This window comes from Providencia sp. PROV255 (genome assembly GCF_028478065.1).
In the GTDB taxonomy this organism is placed as follows: Bacteria; Pseudomonadota; Gammaproteobacteria; order Enterobacterales; family Enterobacteriaceae; genus Providencia; species Providencia rettgeri.
On record NZ_JAMPMI010000003.1, the window covers coordinates 329,763 to 350,697 of the forward strand.

General features: G+C 43.7%; 16 protein-coding genes. 5 read left to right on the plus strand and 11 right to left on the minus strand.

Going from position 1 to position 20,935, the window contains the following annotated elements; all coding sequences use genetic code 11:
- Positions 1–486: 486 nt before the first annotated feature.
- From ubiU to PR725_RS02970, 3 genes are all read left to right on the plus strand, one after another.
- Complete coding sequence (gene ubiU / locus PR725_RS02960; RefSeq protein WP_004907495.1) at positions 487–1,482, plus strand: ubiquinone anaerobic biosynthesis protein UbiU; 996 nt, start codon at positions 487–489, stop codon at positions 1,480–1,482.
- A gap of 17 nt (positions 1,483–1,499) precedes the next feature.
- The gene (locus PR725_RS02965; protein WP_238562580.1) at positions 1,500–2,375 is read left to right on the plus strand and encodes a U32 family peptidase; all 876 of its coding nucleotides are present in this window, start codon (positions 1,500–1,502) and stop codon (positions 2,373–2,375) included.
- A gap of 90 nt (positions 2,376–2,465) precedes the next feature.
- Positions 2,466–2,699, plus strand: a complete 234-nt coding sequence (locus tag PR725_RS02970) for a hypothetical protein (RefSeq protein WP_226537978.1) — start codon at positions 2,466–2,468, stop codon at positions 2,697–2,699.
- Here the strand turns inward: PR725_RS02970 and PR725_RS02975 are convergent.
- Genes PR725_RS02975 through PR725_RS02985 form a run of 3 tightly spaced genes read right to left on the minus strand, consistent with a single transcriptional unit; the run spans position 2,696 to position 5,978 of the window.
- Positions 2,696–3,850, minus strand: coding sequence for an ABC transporter permease (locus tag PR725_RS02975; RefSeq protein ID WP_004907491.1), 1,155 nt, complete (start codon positions 3,848–3,850; stop codon positions 2,696–2,698). The two genes, PR725_RS02970 and PR725_RS02975, sit on opposite strands and share 4 nt — an antisense overlap.
- Entirely contained in the window at positions 3,850–4,995 is a 1,146-nt protein-coding gene (locus tag PR725_RS02980) for an ABC transporter permease (protein WP_109912115.1), read from the minus strand. Before PR725_RS02980 ends, PR725_RS02975 begins: the two co-directional genes overlap by 1 nt.
- An 11-nt stretch (positions 4,996–5,006) precedes the next feature.
- Positions 5,007–5,978 carry an HlyD family secretion protein gene (locus tag PR725_RS02985; RefSeq protein ID WP_004907488.1) on the minus strand — a complete coding sequence of 324 codons (972 nt, stop codon included), beginning with the start codon at positions 5,976–5,978 and terminating at the stop codon, positions 5,007–5,009.
- Positions 5,979–6,521: 543 nt separating this feature from the next.
- Between PR725_RS02985 and PR725_RS02990 the strand changes: the two genes are divergently transcribed.
- Together PR725_RS02990 and btsR are read left to right on the plus strand one after the other, a co-directional pair.
- Positions 6,522–8,207, plus strand: coding sequence for a sensor histidine kinase (locus PR725_RS02990; protein ID WP_004907485.1), 1,686 nt, complete (start codon positions 6,522–6,524; stop codon positions 8,205–8,207).
- Positions 8,208–8,226: 19 nt separating this feature from the next.
- On the plus strand, positions 8,227–8,943 hold the full coding sequence (btsR, locus tag PR725_RS02995) for a two-component system response regulator BtsR (protein ID WP_109912117.1): 717 nt from the start codon (positions 8,227–8,229) through the stop codon (positions 8,941–8,943).
- A gap of 248 nt (positions 8,944–9,191) precedes the next feature.
- Here btsR and PR725_RS03000 read toward each other — a convergent pair whose 3' ends face one another.
- The 8 genes from PR725_RS03000 to nusA form a co-directional block, all read right to left on the minus strand.
- Entirely contained in the window at positions 9,192–11,117 is a 1,926-nt protein-coding gene (locus tag PR725_RS03000; RefSeq protein WP_109912118.1) for a DEAD/DEAH family ATP-dependent RNA helicase, read from the minus strand.
- Positions 11,118–11,287: 170 nt separating this feature from the next.
- The gene (gene nlpI / locus PR725_RS03005; protein ID WP_004907480.1) at positions 11,288–12,205 is read right to left on the minus strand and encodes a lipoprotein NlpI; all 918 of its coding nucleotides are present in this window, start codon (positions 12,203–12,205) and stop codon (positions 11,288–11,290) included.
- A 93-nt stretch (positions 12,206–12,298) separates the two neighbouring features.
- Entirely contained in the window at positions 12,299–14,422 is a 2,124-nt protein-coding gene (gene pnp / locus PR725_RS03010; protein ID WP_004907477.1) for a polyribonucleotide nucleotidyltransferase, read from the minus strand.
- 402 nt (positions 14,423–14,824) lie between these two features.
- Positions 14,825–15,094, minus strand: coding sequence for a 30S ribosomal protein S15 (rpsO, locus tag PR725_RS03015; protein WP_004905890.1), 270 nt, complete (start codon positions 15,092–15,094; stop codon positions 14,825–14,827).
- 112 nt (positions 15,095–15,206) lie between these two features.
- On the minus strand, positions 15,207–16,160 hold the full coding sequence (gene truB, locus PR725_RS03020; RefSeq protein ID WP_272567535.1) for a tRNA pseudouridine(55) synthase TruB: 954 nt from the start codon (positions 16,158–16,160) through the stop codon (positions 15,207–15,209).
- Entirely contained in the window at positions 16,160–16,570 is a 411-nt protein-coding gene (gene rbfA, locus PR725_RS03025; RefSeq protein WP_004905894.1) for a 30S ribosome-binding factor RbfA, read from the minus strand. The genes truB and rbfA overlap by 1 nt, the downstream gene beginning before the upstream one ends.
- Before the next feature lie 85 nt (positions 16,571–16,655).
- Entirely contained in the window at positions 16,656–19,394 is a 2,739-nt protein-coding gene (gene infB, locus PR725_RS03030; protein ID WP_109912120.1) for a translation initiation factor IF-2, read from the minus strand.
- Between the two features lie 23 nt (positions 19,395–19,417).
- Positions 19,418–20,926 carry a transcription termination factor NusA gene (gene nusA / locus PR725_RS03035; protein ID WP_004905898.1) on the minus strand — a complete coding sequence of 503 codons (1,509 nt, stop codon included), beginning with the start codon at positions 20,924–20,926 and terminating at the stop codon, positions 19,418–19,420.
- Between the last annotated feature and the right edge of the window lie 9 nt (positions 20,927–20,935).

Consider the following 20,935-nt stretch of genomic DNA (forward strand, 5'->3'; position numbering starts at 1 on the left):
CCGTTTTCGTGTAACTACTTAACAGCAGTAGCAGCTCGAATTATTTAGGGTAACATATTGCATATTTAGACGATTAAATTTTCGACGCTAATAACCCCATTTATTGAAGCCATTAACCTAACATTTGACTCACGATAAGTTATCTTGCCAAAAAATGTTATTATTGGCTTGATCCTATATCAATTTTTGCCCATCCCGCCAATATTTATTTCTCACTTCCCATGGATAAAAAATCATCCCTAATTACCTATCCGTTCAAATAAACGATCAAAAACTAGTCATAAATAATTCATATACCCTATTTATAAAACTTATCCTCTTTCATTTGGTAAAGTTGCTTTATTACCCACCAGCCCCCTTATTTCCCTAACGACCTTAATTAACGAATACTGATATCCATTAACAATTTCTCTGCTCTAAATCAAAATCTATAACAGTTCTGTTGACTAGAATGTCAGCTGTTAAATTTTACACAGGGATAGGACAATGGAATTACTCTGCCCCGCAGGGAATTTGCCCGCTTTAAAAGCGGCGGTCGATAACGGCGCTGATGCCGTTTATATTGGACTAAAAAATGATACCAATGCACGGCATTTCGCAGGACTTAATTTTACTGAAAAAAAACTGCATGAAGCTGAGCGTTATATCCATAACCGTAAACGAAAATTACATATTGCGATTAATACGTTTGCACATCCTAATGGTTACGAACGTTGGCAAAACTCCGTCGATCTTGCCGCAGATCTTGGTGCTGATGCCTTGATCTTAGCCGATATTGCCATGTTAGAGTACGCTGCAAATAAATACCCACATATTGAAAGGCACGTTTCTGTCCAAGCCTCAGCGACCAATACTGAAGCCATCCGCTTCTATGAACGTAATTTCCAAGTCCACCGCGTTGTCCTTCCACGTGTGCTATCTATTCACCAAGTAAAACAATTAGCCAAAAATAGCCCTGTGCCACTGGAAGTGTTTGCTTTTGGTAGTTTATGTATCATGGCTGAAGGGCGCTGCTATCTGTCTTCTTATCTCACAGGTGAGTCACCAAATACGGTAGGCGCATGCTCTCCAGCCCGTTTTGTTCGTTGGCAACAAACGGAAGAAGGAATGGAATCACGCCTCAATAATGTGTTGATAGACCGTTACCAAAAAGATGAAAATGCAGGCTACCCAACGCTATGTAAAGGACGTTATCTTGTCGATGAACAGAAATATCATGTCCTTGAAGAGCCTACCAGCCTCAACACCATTGAATTATTACCTGAACTGATGGCAGCAAATATTGCCTCTGTCAAAATTGAAGGCCGCCAGCGCAGTCCTGCTTATGTGACTGAAGTGACGCGTATTTGGCGCCAAGCCATCGACCGCTTCAAATCCAACCCTAACAATTTTGTCACTGACCCGAAATGGCTAAAAGCGTTAGGTGGGCTGTCTGAAGGAAGCCAAACCACATTGGGTGCCTATCATCGTAAATGGCAGTAATTTAAAAGGTAAATATCATGCAGTACTCGTTAGGATCTATTCTTTATTACTGGCCAAAACAAACGCTGGAAGATTTTTATCAACACGCCATGGAAAGTGACGCTGATATTATTTATCTCGGTGAGACGGTATGTAGTAAACGTCGTGAAATGAAGCCCAATGACTGGATAGAACTCGCGCAACAGCTTGCCAAGAGCGGCAAACAAATTGTCCTGAGTACCCTTGCTCTCCTTCAAGCACCTTCAGAACTTAAAGAGATTAGCAAGTTAGTGGATAATGGCGAGTTTCTCGTTGAAGCCCATGATTTTGGTGTGATCAACATGTTAGTCGAAAGAAACCTTCCTTTTGTCGCTGGTCACGGTTTGAATTGCTATAACGCACAAACCTTAAATATTCTGTTACGCCAAGGTATGGTGCGCTGGTGTATGCCTGTAGAGTTATCGCGTGACTGGCTGGTTAATTTGCTAAATCAGTGCGATGACATCGGTATTCGTGGCAAATTTGATGTTGAAGTAATGAGCTACGGTCACTTACCACTTGCCTATTCCGCACGCTGCTTTACTGCGCGCTCTGAAAATAAGCAAAAAGACGAATGCGAAACTTGTTGTATAAACTACCCACAAGGGCGCAAGGTGCTTTCTCAGGAACATCAGCAGGTGTTTACGTTGAATGGTATTCAAACGCTCAGTGGTGCTTGCTATAACCTTGGCAATGACCTGTATTCAATGCATGACCTTGTGGATATTGTACGCATATCCCCTGAAGGTATTGAGTCACTTGAGATATTCAAGCAATTTAAAGCGAATGAAAATGGGGATATTCCATTGAATATTTCAGATAAAAATTGCAATGGTTATTGGCGACAAATTGCAGGATTGTCGATGGTGCCTTAAATCAATTACCCACCTTATAACCACCTATCCTCAGGTACAATGCATTTGCATTACACTGAGGATAGACTGGAAAGTTTTGAGGTAAATAAAATGATTGATATAGACCCAAGCACCGTGTCTTTACGTGCAAAATCCCACCTTACCGAATGCAGCCAAACAACTATCCCTGCGGCTATACGTGATGCCTATCAAGTATTTGCCTCAATGCTAAGTACAGGTAGCCCTCCTGATGACTGGGAAACCTTAAGCCAAGAAGCAAAAATGGCAACAAAAGCCGTTGATCCCAACTCAGCAATAGGTTTCCTACTCAAAAATAACGGTTAATGCCGATGCCTGCGCCAACGGTTAAACATATGGCTAATATGGCGTAATTCTCCATCTCGGAGCATACCAATGAATACCCCAATAACCGTGTAAATAACGCCTAAAATCAACATCATCACGATATCCATAAGTACATCACTAAACGGTAATCCCATTTGGTTAAGGCCTGCCATGGCGTTTGTAGCCCATGTAGATGGTAATGCAGAGGCAATCATACGTACCCAATCAGGCATCGCCTGTAGTGGCCAAATCGTGCCTGACATATAAAACACCGGGGTGGTAATAAATGCCAAAGTTAAGTAAATCATTTCAACACTGCGTAAACATTCCGTCACTAACTTGCCAAGCCCTAAAACAGCTAATAGGAATGGGAACGTGAACATCCAAATTACATACAATGGCGCTTCTTGTCGGTAGCCCAATACCCATGGCCAAAGCGCGAAAAATACAGTGGATAAAAATAACCAGATCGGAATTAAAGCAGATAACGCCCCTAAATAAACGGCTAATGGCGGCTTTCCTTTAGGCGTAGAACGCACCGCGATACTGACTCGTACACAGGCAATCAGTAAGGAGTGCTGCAATAACATCACCAATAAGCCAGGAAAAACGATCGCTGCAAAGCTGATCCCTGGGTTATACAATGGCTCAGTTTCACTGCGGATAGGGGTAATAATCACTTTAGCCTGCTCTTGGCTATAACCTGCTTTAGTGAGTAATTGGGTGTTATAAGCATTGAGCAGGGTTTGGTAGGCTTTTGATAACTCTTGCTGAATTTGCCCACTCGCTAGCCGGTTGGTTCCATCTCCATACACTGGCACCGTGATATTTTTACCGCTCAGTAAATGTTGTTGGAAATCCGTTGGAATGATAATTATCGCGAATAGTTTTCTCGCGATCATATCTTGACGCGCTTGAGCAAGGTTATCATAACTTTGCAATTCCACTTTCGGTGTCGCATCGAGGTCACGGATTAACTCGCGGCTTGCTGTGCTGTGATCCATATCAATCACAGCAACAGGTAAATCCCAAAGAACGGGCTTTGCATAAACTAAGCTCATGACGCACAGAGAAACCAACAATAACAGCCACATCGGTTTTTCCAGCATTCCCAGTAGCACTTTACGAAAGGTTGCAAAATAAATAGCCATCAGACAACCCCTCCTTGGTTTTCTAACCGTTTGACTAAACGCTTACGAATTAAAAAGCCAATGACAAATGGGTAAATCAATAAGAATAGACACACTTGAACAATGCGAGCAAAGGAAATCTCCCGCAAGAAAATATCAAACATGGCATTTAACGTATGTGTAAGTGGTTCAATATTCGAAATAATTTGTGCAGGCAATATCATTGACAGTTCCGGTACCGCCATACCCGAAAAGGCCAAAGCGATACTCACCAGCATCCCTATCAAGCTATACGCCATAATGGCACTTGAGGTAAAACTAAACAGCAATAAACCAATACTCTGCGCTGCTATGACATAGAAAAACCCTAATATAATCATATACAACGGGTTTCCTACCACTTTAGCATCAAAAATAGTAACTAATGCCGCAATCTCTACAGCAAGTAATATACTGAAAAATAAGGTATAAGGGGCTAACTTCCCAAGTAACGCCATCACAAACGGTTTAACACTTTGTAAGGTAGAACCTCGTGACATCGTATAGATTGTTGCGGTAACAACAAACAGCTGGAGCATATGAATGGTTGCAGCAAACTGCTGATAATAAATATAACTACCGCTCGGGTTAAATAAACTGTCATAAGAAAGTGTCACTTGGGCTAACGGAGGCAACGCCTTTCCCATTGACTTGGCCATTTCTTGGCGATACTTCGCATTCAGCTCTGCCACTAACCCACTAAAATCTTGAATCGCATAACTGCCTGATGCATAGAAGAGCGCATTATAATACATACGTAGCTCAGGTTGACGCCCCCGTAAGACATCTTCTTCGAAGTTATGAGGAATGTACAATAACGCGTAATCTTTTGAACTACCGAGTCTTTTTAATGATGTACTGAGATTGTCATCAATGGTTTTCACATCCGCATGTGAACCCGCATCGAGGTCACGAATAATTTGCCGAGACACTGGGCTATGGTTATTGTCCACCACAGAAACGGGTAAATCCATCAATGTCCCCTCTGAAAAGTTAGCACTAACTAACGTAAACAGCATTAATGGAAACAGCCAGCTTAACCAATGAAAAACAGGGCTACGAATAGCCATTTGGGTTTCACGGCTAAAGGCGTGCTCAAAACCGTGCCAAGCGAACTTAAATTTCATGGCAACACCTTTTACTTATCCCAGTGCCATAATACACTCATACCAGGCCTTAGCCCTTCAATCGGCTCTACAGGGTATAAACGAATTTCAAATGTTTTTAAATCGAAGTCACCGGTTGCACGTGTCGCTCGTTTTGTCGCATAGTCACCTTTCGGTGCGATATAGCGAACCTCAGCCTCAATTAACTTATTCCCCAAGGCAGGCACATCAAGTTGCACTTTGTCGCCTTTTTTCACATCAACTAAAATATCTTCACGCAAGTTATAGACAAAATAAGCTTGAGGAAGTCGAATTAATGAAATTAAAGGACTACCGGCATTGAAAAGTTCACCTATTTCAGCAGGAATAGGGCCAACTTCGCCATCTACAGGGGCTTTTACTTGCAAGTCATCAATTTGTACTTGGATTTCAGCAAGTTTATGTTCTGCTTGTTGTAATGCCGCTTCATATTGTTGGCGTTGCTCTATACGGTCACCATGTAAGCCCTCATCTAAGCGCGCTTTTGCACTTTGCACTTGCGAAAAAGCCACATCTTTGGCTTTACGTGCATTATCAAGCTCATTCGCGGAAACATACCCTTTACCTTTCAAATTACTCAAACGAGCATATTCACGAGACGCATTTTGATATTGAGAATTGGCTTGTGACAATGAGGCTTGTAAATCGCGGATGGTTTCAACACGAGTCCCATTCATGGATTGTTCTAGTTGCGCTTTTGCTTGGTCTCTCGCGGATTTCGATGCCTCATATTGCGCTTGCAGTTCTGGGCTCTCTAGAGTTATCAGTAATTGCCCTTGTTTGACATCATCGCCACGCTCTACGTGGCGTTCTATCACTCGTCCTTTTGCCTTCGAGGTGACGATTACCTCGGGTGCATCCACCTCTCCCTGTAACAATAAATATTGGTTATGGGAATGAAAAAGTGCCGCTGCTGCGATTAAGATAAGCATCAGCAAAATCAGTGCTATTGTTCTTTTTTTCATTATTTATGTGAACCTTAAATAATAACGGGGGAAACTATCATCCCTAGAGTATGACAAGAAAGTTAAATACAGCGTTAATAAATTCGTGCGCAAGATCACGAAAAGGTAGGACATTGACTAATATTGAAGCGATTTCTACCTTATGTCAAATAATGATGAGTGCACTTTTCTCAAATGCCGATTACTTAGCCAATGACTTACGGTATAATGACTAGCCAAATAAATACTAAAAATAGATAACAATAGTAAATAACTCAACCCCAAATAAGAATCCCACAACGTGAACACGACGAGCCATGCTCTAAATAATTCGCGATGTGGGTAGGCGGCAAGCGAGACTATCTTGGGAAGCATACATCAGCATGTGACCCGAGTAGGCGAGAGCAGCCAACACCCCCACAACGTGAAACATAACGAGCCATGCTCTAAATAATTCGCGATGTGGGTAGGCGACGAGGAAGCGAGACCCTAGGAACATACATCAGTATGTGACTAGGGCGAGATGACGAAGTCAACACCCCCACATCACGAATTATGACGAGCATGTACGAATTTGATTTAATATTACTCCTACTCCAGCAAATGTGTGTCTACCTCGTTATTGCTTGGGCGCTTAGCCGCACACCATTAGTTATCCCTCTTCTGAAGGTGACCATCCGCTTACCGCATAAAGTCATGTGCTACCTGATTTTCTCGGTATTTTGCATTATCGGTACTTATTTTGGTTTGCATATCAATGATTCTATTGCCAATACTCGCGCTATTGGAGCCGTACTTGGCGGCCTATTAGGCGGCCCTGTGGTCGGCTTTGCTGTCGGTTTCACTGGTGGGCTGCATCGTTATTCATTAGGAGGGATGAGCGCCTTTGCTTGTATGGTCTCGACCATTGTTGAAGGATTGATTGGCGGGTTAGTTCATCGTTACTTTATGAAACGTGGCGAAATTAATAAAATTTTTAATCCTATGATTGCCAGTTGTGTCACTTTTATCGCTGAAATCATACAGATGCTAATTATTTTATTGCTGGCGAAACCTTTCGATGAAGCGCTAGAACTCGTTAAAAATATCGCTGCACCGATGGTGATCGCGAATACTATTGGTGCGGCAATGTTTATTCGAATTTTACTCGACCGCCGTGCGATTGTTGAGAAATACACTACCGCGTTCTCTGCTCAGGCACTAAAAATTGCTTTAACAACTGAAGGGATTCTGCGTAAAGGCTTTAATGCTGACAACAGCATGAAGGTCGCTAAGATTATTTATCAAGAGTTAGAAATTGGTGCTGTCGCCATTACAGATCGTGAAAAAATACTCGCGTTTATTGGCATTGGCGCTGACCACCATCGACCCGGGACACCGATTTCGTCAAGCCAATCAAGGCAAGCTATTGAAAATAATGAAGTCGTCTATGCTGACGGCAATGAGACTCCGTATAAATGCTCATTAAGCCCCACCTGTAAACTCGGCTCTGCGTTAGTGATCCCATTACGCGGAGAAAACGAAAAAGTGATTGGTACCATTAAACTGTATGAAGCGAAAAATAGCCTGTTTAGTTCCATAAACCGTACTCTCGGTGAAGGAATTGCCAGCTTGTTTTCTGCACAAATTTTAGCGGGCCAATATGAACGCAACAAACAATCATTGTTGCAATCCGAAGTTAAGCTGCTTCACGCTCAAGTAAATCCTCACTTTTTGTTCAATGTGCTCAACACTCTGCAAGCCGTGATCCGTAAAGATAGCCAACAAGCAGGCCAGCTTGTGCAGTATATTTCGACGTTTTTCCGTAATAACCTAAAACGGCCCGAGCAAAGTGCCACACTCGGCGAAGAAATTGAACATATCAATGCCTATTTACAGATAGAAAAAGCCCGTTTTCAAGAAAGCTTACAAATTCATATTGAGATCCCTGATGAAGTCAAACAGGTTGAACTGCCTGCATTTACCCTACAACCATTGGTTGAAAATGCAATTAAACATGGCACCTCACAGTTATTAGAAACGGGTTATATTACAATACGTAGTTATATCGGCAGTGAACATGTGTATATCGAAATAGAAGATAACGCAGGGCTATATAAGCCTGCAAAACAGTCTGATGGCTTAGGGATGGGCTTAGTCGATAGGCGCTTACGTTTAAAATATGGTGAGCAATATGGCATCAGCGTAGAACACGAGCCAGAAAAATTCACCCGAATGAAAATTCGCCTGCCTTATTTGGCTACAACATAATAATGATTAAATTACCTCTATGAATGTATTGATTGTTGATGACGAACCTCTTGCACGGGAAAATGTGCGTTGCCTGCTCGAAGAATACGATGATATTGAAATTATTGGCGAATGTGCCAACGCAATAGAAGCGATTGGCATCATCCATAAAAAAAAGCCTGATGTGGTCTTTTTGGATATTCAAATGCCACGCCTAACGGGTTTAGAAATGGTACGCATGCTAGATCCAGAAGACCGCCCTTATATTGTCTTTCTTACCGCTTTTAATGAATTTGCCATTCAGGCTTTTGAAGAACATGCTTTTGATTACTTGTTAAAACCCCTTGAAACAGAACGATTAGAAAAGACCTTAAACCGCCTACGCCAAGGCAAGCAAAAACAAAATCTAGAGCTGTTAAGTAACAATGAGCCACTAAAATTTATCCCTTGCACTGGCCATAGCCGTATTTATTTAATGAAACTTGATGAAGTGCTATATGCCACCTCGCGAATGAGTGGCGTGTATGTAATGAGTACGCAAGGATTGGAAGGTTTTACAGAGCTCACTTTACGAACCTTAGAAACTCGAACACCTTTAGTGCGCTGCCATCGCCAATATTTAGTCAATATGACCCAATTAAACGAAATTTTATTTGGTGACAGTGGGCAAGCGGAGTTAGTACTGAGCTCAGGTGAGCGCATTCCTGTTAGCCGTCGTTATCTAAAACCACTAAAAGAGGCATTGGGGTTAGCTTAAAATCATAATATGAAAAATTGTTCTCTAACATGTATAACAATTTGAAAACACAACAATCAGATGCTTTATTAAAACTGATTATGGCCGCTAAAAATAACGTGGATAATAATCGTATAATGACAGTTAGTGAAGCTAGAAGAAGGTTGATTGAAAGAAGGGCTAAACAAACTTAAATAAAAAAACCCGCACTTCAATGAAATGCGGGTTTTGTGTTTTAGTAGGGAATTAATCCCTATAAAACCAAGTCATTATGCGTTATGGCTGCTGCTACGACGACGAGGTGCCGCATTAGTGCCATCTTGGCGTGGAGCAGAGTTACCACGGTCACGGTTACCACCGCCACGACGCTCACCGCCGCCACGACGTTCACCACCACGGTCATTACGACGACCTGCACCGAAGCCACCTTCGCTACCGCCATCACGACGACCACCACCACGACGCTCACCACCGCCACGACGTTCGAACGGTTGTGCATCACCGATCAGCTGCATTTGAGTTGGTTTATTCAAAATGCGTGCGCGACTTAAATGAGTTAACACGTCCGTTGGCATACCTTTTGGCAATTCAATTGTCGAGTGCGTTCCGTACAATTTGATATTACCGATATAACGGCTGCTGATATCCGCTTCGTTAGCAATCGCACCAACAATGTGACGAACTTCCACACCATCATCACGGCCAACTTCGATACGGTACATCTCCATATCACCCACATCACGACGCTCACGACGACCGCCACGCTCACCGCGTTCTGCACGGTCAAAACCATTACCATTGCTATTACGGTCACGACGATCACCACGACGATCATCACGGTCGTTGAATTCACGACGTGGGCGACGCGGTGCATCTGGTGGCAAGATCAGCGCACGTTCACCTTGTGCCATTTTCAGCAAGGCTGCCGCTAAGGTTTCCATATCAACATCTTCTGATGGGGACATTTTCGCTAACAGTGAACGGTATTGGTCTAAATCGCTGCTTTCTAATTGCTGTTGAATTTTCTCAGCAAATTTCGCCTGACGACGTTGGCTAAGCAGATCGGCATCTGGTAACTCAACTTCAGGAATAGTCAGTTTCATCGTACGTTCAACGTTACGTAGCAGACGACGTTCACGGTTCTCAACAAACAGTAACGCACGGCCCGCACGGCCCGCACGACCTGTACGACCAATACGGTGAACGTAAGACTCCGCATCCATTGGGATGTCGTAGTTAACAACTAAGCTAATACGCTCAACATCCAGACCACGCGCTGCAACGTCAGTAGCGATCAAGATATCTAGACGACCATCTTTTAAGCGCTCTAACGTTTGCTCACGCAGTGCTTGGTTCATGTCACCATTCAATGCGGCGCTGTTGTAGCCATTGCGTTCTAATGCTTCAGCCACTTCTAATGTTGCATTTTTGGTGCGTACGAAAATAATCGCAGCATCAAAGTCTTCTGCTTCTAAGAAACGTACTAACGCTTCATTTTTACGCATGCCGTACACAGTCCAATAGCTTTGAGCAATATCTGGACGAGTGGTAATGCTAGCCTGAATGCGAATCTCTTTCGGGTCTTTCATAAAACGACGTGTAATACGACGAATTGGTTCAGGCATTGTTGCAGAGAACAGCGCAGTTTGGTGCTCAGCTGGAATTTGGCTCATGATGTTTTCAACATCTTCAATGAAGCCCATACGCAGCATTTCATCAGCTTCGTCTAAAACTAAGCCTTTTAATTTAGAGAGGTCTAACGTGCCACGTTTTAAGTGATCCAGAAGGCGGCCTGGTGTACCCACAACAATTTGCGGTCCTTGGCGCAGCGCACGTAATTGTACGTCATAACGTTGGCCACCATACAGGGCAACAACGTTAACGCGATTCATATGTTTAGAGAAATCGCTCATTGCTTCCGCTACCTGAACAGCCAACTCACGAGTTGGTGCAAGGACTAAAATTTGCGGAGCTTTTAAATCTGGGTCGATGTTATGCAGTAATGGCAAACTAAATGCAGCAGTTTTACCGCTACCTGTTTGTGCCATACCTAATACATCATTACCATCCATTAACAATGGAATACATTGTTGTTGGATTGGTGATGGTTTTTCATATCCCAGGTCGTTTAGTGCTGTCAAAATAGATGCTGATAAACCTAACTCAGCAAAAGAAATATCGGTCTCAGTAGTCATGTAAAGGTGCCTCATACATAATGGCAGCCAGTTTACATAACCATGCGAAAATCATTTCGGTCATTTTCATTTAAAATGTGAACTGGCTCAAATTGTGTTTATTAAACGAACAAATAGGCCGTCATCCCGAGGGATGATGACTTAAAAAAATATCGTGAAATGTTCGTCAGCTATTGCTGGCCCGATTCTAAAAGGTCGTCTTGTTCTTGGCCTAACAGCGCCAATTCCAACAATGCATAGCGGTGTTCAACAAAGCTGTGAGCGTTGTTAGCTACCGTCAGTTTGAATAACGCAACTGCGCTATCCTTATCCCCCAGACTTAGGTAATGCTTACCTAAATAGAAGTTAGTTTCACTGAGATGCTCAGCGAGCGAAGTGTTATCCGTAGACGTTTCTTTCAAACGCGCCATCAATGTATTTTCATCGATATTGCCAAGATAGAATTCTACGATATTCCAGCCCCATTGCCCTTTCTCCGCTTGGTTGTAGCGGGCGGCAAGATTATCTTGCGCCATACGCGGGTCTATGTCTTTCTCTACGAGATAAAGCCACAGAGTACGAAAAGGATCATTTGGATCTATCTGATAATACGCCAGCAGATCATCCTGCGCTAGTTTGTATCGTTCACCGTAATATAATGCGATGCCACGATTCATTCGCGCGAAATTGTAAGTTGGATCAAGCTCTAAAACAGAATCAAACGCTTCATAGGCAGCATCATAATTGCCTGCCTGCGTAAAATATATTCCTAAAAAATTAAAAACTTCAGGAATATCAGGACGAATGGCTAACGCAGTTGAAAAATCATTACGCGCCAGTGCCCTTAAACCGAGACTATCATACAACACACCGCGCTCATATAAAAGCTGTGCGTATTCATCATCGGTTAAAGACCGGCTCGCAAGGATTTGTTCCATACGAGCCAGTATCACTTCTTGTTGCAATGAAGGTTGAAGTGGAACGGCAAATACCTCGTTCTTTCGCCAATCTTTGCTACTACATCCAATAATAACAAAAAAGATAAGCGCCAAGAGCACACGCGGTAACGTGCGATAATCTCTCACCCGAAGACAGATACTGTTCGACATACTCCGCCCTTACATTACCACGCTTTACAAATTATGGTTTCAGCAAATTTAGGCTGATAGCGCCCTAACTTAATAGAGCGCGGTTAGGTCAGCTTACTCTGCTGAGTCCTGCGGCTGTGCAGTTGATTCTTCAGTTGCTACCGCTTCTTTCATGCTAAGACGGATACGACCTTGACGGTCAATTTCCAATACCTTAACAGGAACTTCTTGACCCATTTGCAGGTAATCTGTCACTTTCTCAACACGCTTGTCCGCGATTTGAGAAATATGAACCAGACCTTCTTTACCCCCACCAATCGCAACGAATGCACCAAAGTCGACGATACGGGTTACTTTACCTGGGTAAATGCGGCCCACTTCAACTTCTGCAGTAATGTCTTCGATACGACGAATGGCTTCTTTCGCTTTCAGGCCATCAGTTGCGGCAATCTTAACAGTACCATCATCTTCGATTTCAATCGTTGTGCCAGTTTCTTCCGTTAATGCACGGATCACTGAACCACCTTTACCGATGACATCTTTGATTTTGTCTGAGTTAATTTTGATCGTGTAAATGCGTGGTGCAAATTCAGAGATCTCTTCACGTGGACCATTAATTGCTTGTTCCATTGTACCAAGAATGTGCAGACGTGCACCTTTTGCTTGGTTCAGAGCAACTTGCATGATTTCACGTGTGATACCTTCGATTTTGATGTCCATTTGCAGTGCACTGATACCTTCACGGCTACCAGCTACTTTAAAGTCCATGTCACCTAAGTGGTCTTCGTCACCTAAGATGTCAGACAGAACAACGAAATCGTTACCTTCTTTCACCAGACCCATTGCAATACCTGCAACAGCGGCTTTAATTGGCACACCAGCATCCATCAGTGCTAATGATGCACCACAAACAGATGCCATTGATGATGAACCATTAGATTCAGTGATTTCAGATACAACACGGATAGTGTATGGGAAATCAGCGTGGTCTGGCATTACTGCTAACACACCACGTTTCGCTAAACGGCCATGGCCGATTTCACGACGTTTTGGTGAACCCACCATACCAGTTTCACCAACAGAGTATGGAGGGAAATTGTAATGGAATAAGAAACGGTCAGTATATTCGCCCATTAATTGGTCGATAACCTGCGCATCACGTTCTGTACCTAACGTTGCCGTTACCAGTGCCTGAGTTTCACCACGAGTAAACAGTGCAGAACCGTGAGTACGTGGCAGAACTCCTGTACGAACGTCCAGAGCGCGAACCATATCTTTTTCGCGGCCATCGATGCGTGGCTCACCACGGATAACACGGCTACGAACAACTTGCTTTTCTAAGCTTGCTAAAATGTCAGCAACTTCAGAAACATCAACGTTTTCGTCTTCAGCAACTAATACTGCAGTGACTTCTTCTTTGATTAAGTCAACCTGCGCGTAGCGCTCTTGTTTCTCAGTGATGCGGTAAGCGTCGCCCATACGGCTTTCAGCTAATTGTGCAACACGGTCATGCAGAGCTTGGTTAACTGGCTCTGGCTGCCAATCCCATTTCTCTTTACCCGCTTCTTTCACTAATTCATTGATATTCTGAATAACAACTTGTTGTTGGTCGTGGCCAAATACCACTGCACCTAACATTTGCTCTTCGCTTAATAAATCAGCTTCAGATTCAACCATTAATACCGCGTTATCAGTACCTGCAACCACTAAGTCCAAACGGCTGTTTTTCAGCTCGTCTGCTGTAGGGTTCAGAACATATTGGTCATTGATAAAACCAACACGTGCCGCACCGATTGGGCCATTAAATGGAACACCTGACAGTGCTAATACTGCAGACGCACCGATCATCGCAACAATATCTGGATTAACTTGTGGGTTAACAGACACAACAGTCGCAATGATTTGAATTTCGTTATAAAAACCTTCTGGGAACAGAGGGCGTAGAGGACGGTCAATCAGACGAGCGATTAACGTTTCACCTTCACCAGGACGACCTTCACGACGGAAGAAGCTTCCTGGGATACGGCCCGCTGCATATGTACGTTCTTGATAGTTAACAGTTAAAGGGAAGAAGTCTTGACCTTCTTTCACTTTTTTCTGTGCAACTGCAGTCACAAATACTGCAGTGTCATCCATGTTAACCATAACAGCAGCAGATGCTTGGCGTGCAATCATACCTGTTTCAATCGAGACAGTATGTTGACCGTATTGGAATTTACGAACAATAGGATTTAACACTATATTACCCTTTTTGTAAGGCTACCTGAGATTCTCAGGGAGCATTGGCTTACTCTTCCTACTACAGCCTCGCGACTAATGAGAATACTGATATTCCAGTGATCAGCTCTCTCATTAGCCGCGCGAATCGGATGCAGCGAAGAGGCATTAATAAAACAGCTTACTACGACTTATAGCTTAGCATTTAAGTTAAGTATAATTCGAGTATTACTTCAACTTTCAAAATAACTTTTAGAAGAAAAGGGGCCTCTGGCCCCTTTTCTCTGAAACTGACTCTACTCGTCATACTTCAAGTTGCAACGTTGCTGACTACATTCACTTGTACTAGCCACATACTGATGTATACACCTAGCAACTCACTCATTTGTCGCCTAGCTGCAACTCAAATTATCTAGAGTAAGGTTAGCGACGCAGACCTAAACGCTCGATAAGAGCAGTGTAACGCGCGATATCTTTACCTTTCAAGTAAGCTTGTAAGCGACGACGCTGAGCAACCATACGCAGCAGACCACGACGGCTGTGGTGATCTTTTTTGTGCTCTGCAAAGTGGCTTTGCAGGTGGTTGATTTGTGCAGTCAGCAGAGCGATTTGAACTTCGCTTGAACCAGTGTCATTTTCACCGCGGCCGAACTCAGCAACGATTTTAGCTTTCGCTTCATTACTTAGAGACATAATAAACTCCAAAATGATTAATGTAAGTGATGAGAGCCAATCTCTAATTTAGCATCTCAAGATTAAGCGCCGCTATTCTACGCTGCTTAAGGCAGCAAAGCAATAAGCGCTACTACGCGGGCTGTTCATTTTCCACAACCAAACGCTTCGGTGCGATACGTCCATCCTCACTCACCAGAGCAATACCGATAAACCGCTGCGCTGTACCACAAGTGACTCGAACCATACCGTCTTCTTCAAGGCCTTCAACCGCAGCTCTTACAGGTTGCCCCTGTTTAAAGTAAGCCGCTGTTTCCTCTGTAATATTTACAGCTGGGAAATGAACGACTGCGGTATCCATTGGCAATAATAAAGTATCAAGCAAGGACTCAAAAGACCCTTCACCTGCATCTACTTTTGCTCGTAAAGCGGCTAATTGCTCTAATGTTACCATTCGCTCATAAGGATAATTAGCCACTTGCACTCGACGCAAGTAAATCACATGCGCACCACAGCCTAACATCTCACCTAGGTCATCAATAATGGTACGAATATAGGTTCCTTTAGAACAGTGTATCTCCAGCTCTAATTCATTGTTTTCTAAACAAATAAACTGCAATTCATACACTGTAATTGGACGAGCTTCACGCTCAACCGTAATTCCTTTACGCGCATATTCATACAATGGACGACCTTGATGTTTCAGCGCAGAATACATTGAAGGAACTTGTAATGTATCACCGCGGAAAAACGCTAAAGCGTCATCCAATTGCTGCTGTGTAAACTCTACGTTACGCTCACTGATAATTTCGCCGTGTGAATCTGACGTGTCAGTACGTTGTCCAAGACGAGCAATGACGCGATAACGTTTATCTGAATCGAGTAAAAACTGGGAAAATTTCGTCGCTTCGCCGAGGCAAACAGGCAACATACCTGTTGCGAGAGGGTCAAGTGCCCCCGTATGCCCAGCTTTATTGGCATTAAAAAAGCGCCGCACTTTTTGCAGCGCATCATTTGAAGAAATATCCGTGGGTTTATCCAGCAGCACTACACCGTCAATATTACGGCCGCTACGACGACGCCCCATTATTTTTCCTCTTTATCACTAACATCCGCACGACGTTTTTCATCATCGCGGATCACATTTGACACTAAATTAGACATCCGCATACCATCAACAAGAGAGTTGTCATACTCAAATGTTAACTCAGGAATAATACGCAAACGCATTGCTTTTCCAATTAATGAACGTATAAAGCCTGATGCTTCATTTAATGCTTTAATGCCGTCTGCAACCATTTCTTCTTCACTTTTATCATTAGCGATATTGAAGAAGGTCACAAAGACTTTACCGTATGCAAGATCGCGAGATAACTCGACACCTGAAACAGTAGCCATACCAATACGTGGGTCTTTGATCTCACGTTGTAAGATGATCGCAATTTCTTTTTGCATCTCTTGCGCAACGCGCTGAGCACGACTGAATTCTTTTGCCATCGTTATATCTCCTGACAATAAAGGGGGCTATCGCCCCCTTATAACACTATTTTGTAATCACGATACTTCGTGGGCTCCCACAAAATTAACCGTCGATAGAACGCTTAACTTCAATGATTTCGAAGACTTCGATCATATCGCCAACGCGAACGTCGTTGTAGTTCTTAACGCCGATACCACATTCCATACCGTTACGAACTTCATTGACGTCATCTTTAAAGCGACGCAGTGATTCTAATTCACCCTCATAGATAACGACGTTATCACGTAATACACGGATTGGGTTATTACGTTTGATGGTGCCTTCAGTGACCATACAACCAGCAACAGCACCGAATTTCGGTGATTTAAACACATCACGAACTTCTGCCAGACCAATAATTTGCTGTTTGTACTCAGGCGCTAACATACCGCTCATCGCTTGTTTGATTTCATCAATTAAGCTATAGATAACAGAGTAGTAGCGTAAGTCAACACTTTCACTTTCAATCACACGACGAGCAGAAGCATCTGCACGTACGTTGAAGCCTAAGATAATAGCATTCGATGCCGCAGCTAATGTTGCGTCAGTTTCAGTGATACCACCGACACCAGAACCGATGATCTTAATTTTAACTTCATCAGTCGACAGCTTCATTAGAGAGTCAGTAATCGCTTCACAAGTACCTTGAACGTCGGTTTTCAGAACGATGTTCAGCTCAGATACTTTACCTTCTTCCATGTTAGCAAACATGTTTTCCAGTTTAGATTTCTGCTGGCGAGCTAATTTAACATCACGGAATTTACCTTGACGGTACAGGGCAACTTCACGTGCTTTTTTCTCGTCACGTACAACGGTGGCTTCATCACCCGCCGAAGGCACGTTAGATAAACCTAAAATCTCAACAGGCATAGAAGGACCTGCAGATTGAACTTCTTTACCTAATTCGTTACGCATTGCACGAATACGGCCATATTCGAAACCACACAGGACGATATCGCCTTTATTCAATGTACCTTCTTGAACCAGGATTGTTGCAACTGGGCCACGACCTTTGTCTAAGTACGATTCAACAACGACACCGCTTGCCATACCTGCATATACCGCTTTCAGTTCTAAGACTTCAGCTTGCAGCAAGATAGCATCGAGCAGCTCATCAATACCGGTACCTTTCTTCGCAGAAACGCTGATGAACTGAGTATCACCACCCCAATCTTCAGAAATAACACCGTACTGAGACAGCTCATTTCTAACGCGATCTGGGTCTGCTTCTGGTTTATCAATTTTATTTACCGCGACAACAATTGGCACACCTGCCGCTTTCGCATGCTGAATAGCTTCAATTGTTTGTGGCATAACACCATCGTCTGCGGCAACAACCAGAACAACGATATCCGTTGCCTGAGCACCACGAGCACGCATTGAAGTAAACGCGGCGTGACCTGGGGTATCTAAGAAGGTGATCATACCCTTGTCAGTTTGTACGTGGTAAGCACCAATGTGCTGAGTAATACCACCCGCTTCACCTGATGCTACTTTCGTTGAACGAATGTAGTCAAGTAGAGAGGTTTTACCATGGTCAACGTGACCCATAATGGTCACAACTGGCGCACGTGGCTCTTGAAGTGCAGAACCCGTGTCACGGTCATTCATTACCGCTTCTTCTAATTCGTTTTCACGACGCAGAATAACTTTGTGGCCCATTTCCTCTGCGACTAACTGTGCAGTTTCTTGGTCAATCACTTGGTTGATAGTCGCCATGGCGCCCATCTTCATCATAGTTTTGATGACTTGAGAACCTTTTACTGCCATTTTATTAGCAAGTTCACCAACGGTGATCGTTTCACCAATTACCACATCACGGTTAACCGCAACGGCTGGCTTAGTAAAGCTTTGTTGTAAAGAACTACCTTTACGTTGCTTACCTTTGCTGCGACCTGAACGGCCAGCGGCACGTTCTTCTTCGCGATCTGCTTTTTCAGAAAGTTTATTACCTTTCTTTTGGCGAGGTGCTTTTGCAGTACGATTACGTGAACGACGGCCTTCTTCTTTCTCATCACTTTCATCTTCGGCTGCACGAGCGTGCGTCGAAGTTGTTGTGTGATAATCGCTATCTTCTTCAGTTTTCGTGTCTGCAGTCCACTTTTCACCGTTTTCTTCAGCCATTTTGCGTGCTTCTTCAGCCACGCGACGTGCTTCTGCTTCAACTTTGCGCTGAGTTTCTTCTTCAGCTTTACGTTTTAGCTCCGCAGCTTCAGCTTCACGGCGTTGTTTGTCGGCATTACTTTCTACAGCTTTGCCTGCTTTTTGTTGATTTTCGCTTGGTTTCACTTTTTCTCTTTCCGCTGCTTCGCGCGTAGCTTTATCTGCTGCTTCACGTTTTGCTTTCTCTTGGGCTTCACGTTTTGCCTTTTCTTCCGCTTCACGTTTAGCTGTTTCTTCTGCTAATCGTTTTGCTTCTGCTTGACGTTGTGCCAGTTCTTCAGCTTCGCGCTGTGCCTGCTCTTCCGCTTCACGCTGCGCCTGCTCTTCCGCTTTTGCTTCTTCAGCATCACGGTTCACATAAGTGCGTTTTTTGCGGACTTCGACATTTACCGATTTGCTTTTGCCACCGGTGACGGGGACACTCAGCGTACTACGAGTTTTGCGCTGTAGTGTCAATTTGCTTGGCTGACCCGCTACTCCGCCTTGTTCACGGTTTAAATGGCTCAGTAAAGCTTCTTTTTCTGACTGGCTAACAGAGTCATTCTCACCTTTTTTGATCCCTGCTTCAGCAAATTGCTGTACCAGGCGATCAACTGTGGTTTGAATTTCCGTTGCCAATGTTTTTACAGTTTCTGTCATGCCGTTCCTTCCTGCTACAGTGTTTACGCATCGTTACCGAACCAGCAAATATTACGTGCGGCCATGATGAGCGTACCTGCTTTCTCATCATCCAGACCTTCAATATCAATCAGGTCGTCGATGCCCTGCTCAGCAAGATCTTCCAGTGTACAGATTCCACGAGTAGCCAAATTATAGGCAAGAGTACGATCCATACCTTCAAGATTCAACAAATCTTCTGCTGGCTGATTATCACCTAGGCTCTCTTTTTGAGCCAATTCTATTGTGGTGAGGGCCGCTTTCGCTCTTTCACGTAGAACTTCAACAGTCTCTTCATCAAGACCATCAATTTCCAGAAGTTCATTAATAGGCACGTAAGCCAGTTCTTCTAACGTCGAGAAGCCTTCTTCAACAAGTGCAGTGGCAAACTCTTCATCAATATCAAGATGCTTGGTGAATGTATCAATAGAAGCATGTGCTTCTGCCTGATGTTTTGCATTAAGCTCTTCTGCGGTCATGACGTTTAATTCCCACTTGTCATCACCACGGTGTTTTTTCAGTAATTGCGCTGCCAGACGCACGTTTTGACCGTTACGTCCAATGGCTTGCGCCAGATTACTGCTTTCTACGGCAACATCCATCGTACATTTGTCTTCATCGACCACGATAGATGCAACATCAGCCGGAGCCATTGCATTAATAACGAATTGAGCTGGGTTATCGTCCCATAACACAATATCAATTCTTTCGCCGCCTAATTCACTAGAAACGGCTTGAACTCGCGCTCCACGCATACCAACACAAGCACCAACAGGGTCGATACGCTTGTCATTAGTTTTAACCGCAATTTTTGCACGAGAACCTGGGTCACGGGCAGCGGCTTTGATTTCAATAATTTCTTCACCGATTTCTGGCACTTCAATGCGGAATAACTCAATCAGCATTTCAGGGCGAGAACGCGTAACAAAAAGTTGTGCGCCGCGCGCTTCAGGACGAACATCATACAGGACTCCGCGGATACGGTCACCTGGACGGAAGTTTTCACGTGGCAACATATCTTCACGCAGAATCACAGCCTCAGCGTTATTGCCTAAGTCTAACGTGATATTTTCACGATTAACTTTTTTCACCTGAGCAGTGATAATTTCACCTTGTTGCTCACGGAATTGGTCAACAACCATCGCACGCTCTGCTTCGCGTACTTTCTGTACGATAACTTGCTTAGCTGTTTGAGTGGTAATACGGTCAAATACAACAGACTCGATTTGGTCTTCGACGTACTCTCCAAGCTGCAGTGCAGGATCTTCGTATTGAGCCGCTTCTAACGTAATTTCACGCGTTGGCATTGTGACTTCTTCGACAATTAACCAACGACGGAAGGTGTCGAAATCACCTGATTTACGGTCAATTTCTACACGGACATCAATTTCTTGCTCGTATTTCTTTTTAGTCGCCGTCGCTAATGCAGTTTCCAGAGCCTCGAAGATTTTTTCACGAGGGAGGGATTTTTCGTTAGAAACCGCTTCTACAACAGCCAGAATTTCTTTATTCATCCTAGTTGC